We start from the raw sequence: 1,369 nt of genomic DNA, 5'->3' as shown, positions 1-1,369 counted from the left end.
TGATCCACTCGCCGGTGTCTCGGTCGCGCTGCGTTTGAGCAAGGTGCGGACTGGCGCAACTACAAGCGGTCATCGATGCAGCTTCATCGCTGCGGACCCTGATGCAAGACGCACGCGGGGGCCTCATTCGTTAGTCGCGAACAGCATTGCCGTCGCCCAGACATGATCAGGCACACCCCGCGCAGGTCCAACCTTCACTCATCAACGCGAGCCGTCACGCGGCGGTAGGTCTTGTGTGTTCAGCTCGGCATGACGAAGCGCTCGCCCCGATCGAGCACCGCCCACGCCATGCGCACGTTCTTCGCAGCGATCGCTACGACCGCCTTCCAGTAGCCTCGGCGTTCCGCCAACGCGATGGCCCATCGGCTCACGCTGTCGGTCTTGGCTTTGGCCGCGTTGAGTAACGCACGTGCGCCCATCACGAGTAGCGAGCGCAGGTAAGGATCGCCTGCCTTGGTGATGCGCCCCAGCCGTGCCTTGCCGCCTGAGCTGTACTGCCCCGGCACGAGCCCCAGCCAGGCCGCCAACTGGCGCCCGCACTTGAACTCGTGGCCGCTGCCGATCGTGGCCACCAGCGCCGTGGCCGTGGTCTCGCCCACGCCGCCCAGGCGCATGAGCTGCTGCGCTCGCGCATCCTCGCGGGCCATCTGCACGATCAGGCGGTCGTACTGCGCGATGCGCTCGTCCAGGTGATGCACCTCGCTGAGCAGATCGCCGATCACCCAGTTGGCTTGGCCCGGCAGATCCTCGAGCGCGGCCGTGGCCTCGCGCCTCACCGTGGCGGCCTTGAGCGGCAACACCACGCCGAACTCGCTGAGCAGCCCACGGATGCGGTTGATCGTCGCGGTGCGTGCCTCCACCAGGCCCTGGCGCGCCCGGTGCACCGTCAGCTGCGCCTGCTGGGCTTCGCTCTTGAGCGGTACGAAGCGCATGTGCGGGCGCTGCAGCGCCTCGCAGATCGCCGCCGCATCGGCCGCATCGTTCTTGCCACGCTTGCCCGACAGCCGGTAGGGCACCACGAACTTCGGCGCGATCAGGCGCACGGTGTGGCCCAGCGCCTGGAACTGCCGCGCCCAGTGGTGTGCACCCGAGCACGCTTCCATCCCGATCGTGCACGCGGGCAACGAGGCAACCAGCTCCATCAGCTTGCCTCGTGGCACGCTCGGACGTGCCAGCACTGCGCGCCCCGCTTCATCCACCGCGTGGAGGGCAAACACGTTCTTGGCGAGATCGATCCCGACGTACAGAATGGCCATGGACTTCCCCTTCCGAACATTGATGAGAGTTCGCACTTCCCATCGTGGCACTTCGATGCCGGCTGCCGCTTCGCCGCGGCACATTCGGGACGGGGAAGTCCCTTTCATTCGTT

General features: G+C 66.8%; 1 protein-coding gene. It reads right to left on the bottom strand.

Translation table 11 applies throughout. The annotated features are described in order from the left end of the window. Positions 1 to 239: 239 nt before the first annotated feature. Positions 240 to 1,256, bottom strand: coding sequence for an IS110 family transposase (locus ACO2TI_RS22970; protein ID WP_423287865.1), 1,017 nt, complete (start codon positions 1,254 to 1,256; stop codon positions 240 to 242). Positions 1,257 to 1,369: the final 113 nt, after the last annotated feature.

The organism is Caldimonas sp. KR1-144, from assembly GCF_049446155.1.
GTDB lineage: Bacteria > Pseudomonadota > Gammaproteobacteria > Burkholderiales > Burkholderiaceae_C > Rivibacter.
Note: the sequence above shows the minus strand (reverse complement) of the source record. Positions and strands in the feature narration are given on the sequence as shown.